General features: G+C 68.3%; 5 protein-coding genes and 1 pseudogene. 4 read left to right on the top strand and 2 right to left on the bottom strand.

What is annotated here, in order from left to right; translation table 11 throughout:
- Together rimO and K0M70_RS08585 are read left to right on the top strand one after the other, a co-directional pair.
- Positions 1-337 (top strand): annotated as a pseudogene (rimO, locus tag K0M70_RS08590) (30S ribosomal protein S12 methylthiotransferase RimO); the annotation flags it as partial.
- Between the two features lie 69 nt (positions 338-406).
- The gene (locus K0M70_RS08585; protein ID WP_290781387.1) at positions 407-2,284 is read left to right on the top strand and encodes an ABC transporter ATP-binding protein; all 1,878 of its coding nucleotides are present in this window, start codon (positions 407-409) and stop codon (positions 2,282-2,284) included.
- A gap of 39 nt (positions 2,285-2,323) precedes the next feature.
- On the opposite strand, the gene greB is transcribed toward K0M70_RS08585, so the two are convergent.
- Together greB and K0M70_RS08575 are read right to left on the bottom strand one after the other, a co-directional pair.
- Positions 2,324-2,824: a transcription elongation factor GreB gene (gene greB / locus K0M70_RS08580; protein WP_290781386.1), complete on the bottom strand. Its 501-nt coding sequence runs from the start codon at positions 2,822-2,824 to the stop codon at positions 2,324-2,326.
- 3 nt (positions 2,825-2,827) lie between these two features.
- Positions 2,828-4,450: an AbgT family transporter gene (locus tag K0M70_RS08575; protein ID WP_290781385.1), complete on the bottom strand. Its 1,623-nt coding sequence runs from the start codon at positions 4,448-4,450 to the stop codon at positions 2,828-2,830.
- 119 nt (positions 4,451-4,569) lie between these two features.
- Here K0M70_RS08575 and K0M70_RS08570 point away from each other — a divergent pair, with 119 nt between their 5' ends.
- Together K0M70_RS08570 and K0M70_RS08565 are read left to right on the top strand one after the other, a co-directional pair.
- Positions 4,570-5,121: a LemA family protein gene (locus K0M70_RS08570; RefSeq protein WP_290781384.1), complete on the top strand. Its 552-nt coding sequence runs from the start codon at positions 4,570-4,572 to the stop codon at positions 5,119-5,121.
- A partial coding sequence (locus K0M70_RS08565; RefSeq protein ID WP_290781383.1) for a DUF2207 domain-containing protein occupies positions 5,118-6,902 on the top strand: 1,785 nt, incomplete at its 3' end. The genes K0M70_RS08570 and K0M70_RS08565, both read left to right, overlap by 4 nt.

The raw sequence follows: 6,902 nt of genomic DNA, 5'->3' as shown, positions 1-6,902 counted from the left end.
GCCGGTGGACGGCGCGCGCGCCAACGCCCTGCCCGACGCCGTGCCCGAAGAAGTGAAGCAGGAGCGCCTGGGGCGCTTCATGGAGCTGCAGGCGCAGATCAGCGCCGAGAAGCTCGAGCGCAAGGTCGGCACGGTGCAGACGGTGATCATTGACGAGATCGACGGCGAACTGGCCATTGGCCGATCCAAGGCCGACGCGCCGGAGATCGACGGCCTGGTGCAGATCCAGGACGGCGCCGCCGCGGGCCTCAAGCCCGGCGACTTCTGCGAAGTGCGCATCATGGGCAGCGACGAACACGACCTGTTCGGCCTGGTGGGCCCCGACGACGAAGACTGAGCCTGCGGCTCACGCCCGGCGTCGGCGCACCGGGTTAGTCTTCGGGGGAGACAGTCTCCTGGACCGCCGATGACGCCTGCCCCCGACGCGGCCGCCAAGCCACCCAAGCGCAGCAAGCCCAGCGTGCGTGAACGCTTCGACGCGCTGCGCAACCTCAAGCCCTTCCTGGGCCAGATCTGGGCCACCAGCCGGCCGCTGACGCTGGCCACGCTGTCTCTGCGCCTGGTGCGGGCGCTGCTGCCGGTGGTGATGCTGTACGTCGGCAAGCTGATCATCGATGAAGCGCTGCGCCTGGTGGGCCTGGGCGCCGGGCTGTCGAGCATGCGCGAATGGTGGGACAGCGGCCTGCTCACGCCGCTGCTGTGGCTGCTGGCCATCGAGTTCGGCCTGGCGGTGCTGTCGGACGTGCTGGGACGGCTGGTGTCGCTGTTCGACCAGCTGCTGTCGGAGCTGTTCACCAACGCCACCAGCGTGCGTCTGATGGAGCACGCGGCCACGCTGGACCTGGAAGACTTCGAGGACAGCGAACTGCAGGACCGCCTGGACCGCGCCCGCCGCCAGACCATGGGCCGCATGACCCTGATGAGCCAGCTGTTCGGGCAGGCGCAGGACACCGTGACCATCATCGCCTTCGCCGCCGGCCTGGTGCTGTACGCGCCTTGGCTGATCCTGCTGCTGGCGGTGGCGCTGGTGCCGGCTTTCCTCGGCGAGGCCCACTTCAACGCGCTCAATTACTCGCTCAACTTCTCCTGGACGCCCGAGCGGCGCGAGCTCGAGTACATCCGCCAGACCGGCGCCAGCGTCGAGACGGCCAAGGAAGTGAAGATCTTCGGGCTGCACGGGTTCCTGATCGGGCGCTTCCGGGAGCTGTCGCAGAAGTTCTATCTGGCCAACCGCAGCCTGGCCATCCGCCGGGCGGGCTGGGGCAGCGTGCTCACCGCGCTGGGCACGCTGGGCTATTACGTGGCCTATGCCTACATCGCCTGGCGCACGGTGCGCGGTGAATTCACCATCGGCGACCTGACCTTCCTGGCCGGCAGCTTCCGCCGCCTTCGGCAGCTGCTGGAGGGCCTGCTGGTGGGGTTCTCGCAGGTGGCGGGGCAGGCGCTGTACCTGGACGACCTGTTCTCCTTCTTCGAGATCGAACCCGAGATCACTTCGCCGGCCGCGCCGCGGCCGTTTCCGTCGCCGGTGCGCGAAGGCTTCGTGTTCGAAGGCGTGGGCTTCCGCTACCCGGGCGCCGAGCGCTGGGCGGTGCGCAACCTCTCCTTCACGCTGCAGGCCGGCGAAGTGCTGGCCCTGGTGGGCGAGAACGGCGCCGGCAAGACCACGCTGGTGAAGCTGCTGGCGCGCCTGTACGACCCCGACGAAGGCCGCATCCTGCTCGACGGCCACGACCTGCGCGACTACGACCTGGACGTGCTGCGCCAGAACATCGGCGTGATCTTCCAGGACTTCGTGCGCTACCACCTCACTGCGGCCGAGAACATCGCGGTCGGCCAGATCGAGGCGCGGCATGACCGCCAGCGCATCGTCGAGGCCGCTCGCCGCAGCCTGGCCGACGAGGTGATCGCCAAGCTGCCCAAGGGCTACGACCAGGTCATCGGCAAGCGCTTCAAGAACGGCGTGGACCTGTCGGGCGGCGAATGGCAGAAGGTGGCCATCGCCCGGGCCTACATGCGCGACGCCCAGCTGCTGATCCTGGACGAACCCACGGCGGCGCTGGACGCGCGCTCGGAGTTCGAAGTGTTCCAGCGCTTCAAGGAGCTCAGCGCCGGCAAGACCGCCGTGCTCATTTCGCACCGCTTCTCCAGCGTGCGCATGGCCGACCGGATTCTGGTGCTCGAGCAGGGCCAGCTGGAGGCCCAGGGCACCCACGAGGAGCTGCTGGCCCAGCGGGGGCGCTATGCGGAGCTGTTCGAGCTGCAGGCATCGGGCTACCGGTAATGGCCGGGAATGGCCCGCCGCCGCGGCTCTGCCGCTGGCCTACCCGTAGCTCACGGCCACCACCGCGAACCGCACGATTCCCGTGGGCAGCACCACCTCGAACTCATCGTCCACGCGCTTGCGCAGGGCGGCGCGGGCCAGCGGTGAGTCAATGCTGATCCAGCCGGCCTTGGCGTCGGTTTCGTCCGGGCCCACGATGCGGTAGCGGGCGCTGTCGCCGCTGTGGGCATCCTCGATCTCGAAGACGGCGCCGAAGAAGATGGCGCCGCGGTCGGTCGGTGCACCTTCCGCGACCTTCAGCGCCTCGATGCGCTTGGTGAGGTAGCGCACGCGGCGGTCTATCTCGCCCAGCTGCTTCTTGCGGTAGGTGTACTCGGCGTTCTCGCTGCGGTCGCCTTCCGCCGCGGCGGCGGCCAGCGCCTTCACCACCTCGGGCCGGCGTACGCGCCAGAGGTCGTCGAGCTCGGCGCGCAGGCGATCGAAGCCCGCGCGCGTAATGATGGCCGTGGACGCCTCCGAAGGCGGACGCCAGCGCGACATGGCTCAGCCGGCCGGGGGCGCCGCCGGCAGGTACTGCAGCGGCGAGTCGGGACCAATCGGCAGCTCCAGCCAGATCCAGATGCCGAACATGGCGCTCCAGCCGATCAGGAAAACGACGGAGTAGGGCAGCATGGTGGAAACCAGGGTGCCGATGCCGGCCTTGGGCTCGTAGCGCTGGAAGAAGGCGATGATCAGGGCGAAGTAGCTCATCATCGGCGAGATGATGTTGGTGACGCTGTCGCCGACGCGATAGGCCACCTGGGTCATCTCGGGCGAATAGCCCAGCAGCATGAACATCGGGATGAACACCGGCGCCATCAGCGCCCATTTGGCCGACGCCGAGCCCATGAACAGGTTCACCACCGCGGTGAGCAGGATGAAGCAGATGAACAGCGGGATGGTGGGCAGGCCCAGGGACTTGAGCGCATCCGCGCCCTCCACCGCGAAGATCAGGCCTAGCTGGGTCCAGTTGAAATACGACACGAACTGGGCGGCGAAGAACACCAACACGAGATAGCCGCCGAGCGTGCTCATGCTGGCGGCCATTCCCTTGAGCACGTCGTTGTCCGACTTGATGGTGCCGGCTCCCACGCCGAAGGCGATACCGGCAAGCAAGCCGTAAAGGAAGATGATGACAACCACGCCGCTGAGCAGCGGCGAGCGCAACACATCCTGGCGCTCATCGAGCAGGAAGCCGGAGCCAGGGATGGCGGGCAGCTGCCAGACGCTTCCAAAAAGCTCGAAGCTGGCGCCGGCGGCGGGATAGCCACCCCAGAACACCAGCGCGGAGAAAGCAAGCACCGTCCAGGTGGCATAGCGCATGCCGCGCTTCTCGGCGGGGCTAAGGCGCTGGTCGTCGGGCTTGGCGTCGGCGGCCAGGGTCAACGGCGGGACCTCGCTGTCGGGGAAGCGCGGCCCGACGATTCGTTCCGTCACGAACCAGCCCAGCAGCGTGATCACCGGCGTGGAGGCGATCATGAAGTACCAGTTCGCCAGCGGGCTGACCGTATAGTTTGGATCGACGATGCGCGCGGCCTCTTGCGACAGGCCCGACAGCAACGGGTCGATGGTGCCAATCAGCAGGTTGGCCGAATAGCCGCCCGACACGCCGGCGAACACCGCCGCCATGCCCAGGATGGGGTGCCGCCCGGCCGAAATGAAGATCAGCGCGCCCAACGGCACCAGCAGCACGTAGCCAATCTCGCTGGCCATGTTCGACATCACGCCGGCGAACACCAGCACCGGCGTGAGCAGGTGCTTCGGCGCGGCCAGCACCAACAGCCGCAGCGAAGCGCCGATCAGGCCGCTGTGTTCGGCCACGCCGATGCCGATCAGGGCCACCAGCACCACGCCCAGTGGGGCGAAGCCGGTGAAGTTGGTGACGGTTTGGGTCAGGATCCGGTGCAGGCCCTCGATGCTCAGCAGGTTCACCGGAGTGACTATTTCGCCGGTGGACGGATGCGCCACGCTCAGGCCCGCCATCGAGGCCAGCCACGAGGCGATCACCACGCCCAGCGCCAGCAGCGCGAACAGCGTGGCCGGGTGGGGCAGGGCATTGCCGCCGCGTTCGACGATGGTCAGGAAACGGTCCATCGCGCTGCGCTTTGTCGGGGTGGTCTGGGTCATCGGGCCGGCATCCGTGGAAAGTGTGGTGGGCTGTGCGGATCGTCGTCGAATATACCAGCGCCGCCCTCCGGGACCGCCGGATGTGGATAATCAGGCCATCCACCGCCCCTGGATCCGCCATGACCCTGGTCTTTGGTTTGCTTTTCCTGGCCTTGATGGGCTGGGGCATTTTCGCCTTCAACCGCCTGGTGCGGCTGCGCAACCAGGTAAAGGCCGGCTGGAGTGATATCGACGTGCAGCTGATGCGCCGCCACGACCTGGTGCCGCGCCTGGTGGAAGCGGTGCGTGCCTACGCCGGCCACGAGCATGCGGTGCTCGAGCGGGTTACCCAGCTGCGGTCCCAGGCGATGGCCACGACCTCGCCGGCGCGGCTGGCGGGCCTGGAACAGGCCCTTGAAAGCGACGTGGCCCGGCTGTTGATCATCAAGGAGGCCTATCCCGAGCTCAAGGCCAGCGAGAATTTCCTGGCGCTGCAGCGCGACCTGGTGGACGTCGAGGACCACCTGCAGTACGCGCGGCGGTTCTACAACGGTGCGGTGCGCGGGCTCAACGACGGCGTGCAGCGCTTTCCCGACCTGCTGGTGGCGCGTGCGCTGGGCTTTAACGCCGCCGAGTTCTTCCGGGCCGGCGACGACGCCGCCGTGGCCCCGAAGCTGGAGCTGGGCGCGTGACCGGGCGCCTGCTGGTCGTCGTGCTGGCGTGTCTGTCCTGGCTGGCGCCTGCGGCGGCGCAGGAGCGCATCCTCAGCTACGACAGCGAGCTCAGCGTCCGTGCCGACGGCAGCCTGGACGTGGTCGAGACCATCCGGGTGCGGGCCGAGGGCAACCAGATCCGCCGCGGCATCTATCGTGACTTCCCCACCCGCTACAGGGACCGCTTAGGCAACCGCATGGTGGTTGATTTCGAACTGCTGGGCGTAGAGCGCAACGGTCGCCCTGAACCGTATTTCACCGAAGCCCGGCCCAACGGCGTGCGCATCAACACCGGCAGCGACGACTACCTTCCGGTGCCTTCCGACATCACGTTCACGCTTCGCTACCGGACAACGCGCCAGCTGGGGTTCTTCGACGAGCATGACGAGATTTACTGGAACGTCACCGGGCTGGGCTGGGATTTCCCGATCGAGCAGGCGACGGCGCGCGTGCAGCTGCCTGCGGCGGTGCCCAGGGTGCAGATGCGGCTGGACGGCTACACCGGTGCCGACGGGGAGAAAGGCAAGGCCTTCGATATGGCGGCGCCGTCCGACGGCGTTGCCACGTTCCGCACCACCGCCGGGCTGGGACCGCAGCAGGGGCTGACGGTGGTGGTGGGCTTTCCGAAAGGCCTGGTCACCCAGCCCAGCCGGATGCAGCGCTGGGCCTGGTTCCTGCGCGACAACGGCGGTGTGCTGATCGGGCTGGCGGGGCTGATGGCGCTGGTCGGCTTCTATGCCTGGCGCTGGCACCTGCACGGAAGGGATCCGCAGGCCGGCCCCATCTTCCCGCTGTACGTCCCGCCCGAAGGCTTCACGCCCGGCGAGATGCGCATGCTGCGACGCATGGGCCACGACCATCTGTGCTTCGCCTCGGACGTGGTGGACATGGCGGTGCACGGCTACCTGCACATCCACGAGGGCGGCAGCAGCAAGGCCGACGGTTGGCGCCTGGTGCGCGTGCCGCGCGCCGACGCGGCGGCATTGGGCGACAGCCAGCGCGCGCTGGCGGAAAAGCTGTTCGCCGCAGGCGACGAGATCGTGCTCAAGAACACCGAAGCCTCGCGCGTCAGCGGCGCGATCCTGGGCCACATGCTGGCGATGACCAAGAAGCTGAAGCCGCGCTACTTCATCGCCAACGGCGGCAGCCTGTTGGTGGGGCTGGTGTTGTCAGTGGCGGTGGGCATAGTGGCGGGGATGGTGGCCGGCGGCACCGGCGTTCTGGCCCTGCTGGTGCTGGCTGCCGCTGCGCTGGCGGCGCATGTCGCCTTCGCCTTCCTGCTCAAGGCGCCCACCCGGGAAGGGCGCAAGCGCCTGGACGAGATCGAAGGCCTGCGCATGTACCTGGGCGTGGCCGAGCGCGACGAACTCAAGTCACTCCAGGGGCCGGTGGCCGCGGGCGCCGAGCCGGCGCTGGACGCGGGGCGCTACGAGGCGCTGCTGCCTTACGCGATGGCGTTGGAAGTGGAAAAGGCCTGGACCGTCAAGTTCATTCGTGCGGTCGGCGAATCGTCGGTGCGTGACGCCTCGCCGAGCTGGTACCACGGTCGCGGCCCGATAGGAGCGATGGGCCTGGCGAGCATGGGCTCGTGTTTGGGCAATGCGTTGACGCGGGAAATCTCGTCGTCATCCACGCCGCCCGGATCAAGTTCGGGCGGCGGTGGCGGGGGCTCGTCCGGCGGTGGTGGGGGCGGCGGTGGCGGCGGCGGCCGCTGGAGCGCCGCGTTAAGTGAGCGCGTGTTTGCGCCCCCCCGGGCCCCC

It is taken from the genome of Arenimonas sp. (genome assembly GCF_019459675.1).
Classification (GTDB): Bacteria; Pseudomonadota; Gammaproteobacteria; order Xanthomonadales; family Xanthomonadaceae; genus Arenimonas.
This window is presented reverse-complemented; position numbering and strand designations above follow the sequence as displayed.

Excerpts from the sequence above, each read along its gene's own strand:
- K0M70_RS08575 (WP_290781385.1), bottom strand. The coding sequence starts at position 4,450 with ATGACCCAGACCACCCCGACAAAGCGCAGCGCGATGGACCGTTTCCTG.
- K0M70_RS08585 (WP_290781387.1), top strand. The coding sequence starts at position 407 with ATGACGCCTGCCCCCGACGCGGCCGCCAAGCCACCCAAGCGCAGCAAG.
- K0M70_RS08570 (WP_290781384.1), top strand. The coding sequence starts at position 4,570 with ATGACCCTGGTCTTTGGTTTGCTTTTCCTGGCCTTGATGGGCTGGGGC.
- greB (WP_290781386.1), bottom strand. The coding sequence starts at position 2,824 with ATGTCGCGCTGGCGTCCGCCTTCGGAGGCGTCCACGGCCATCATTACG.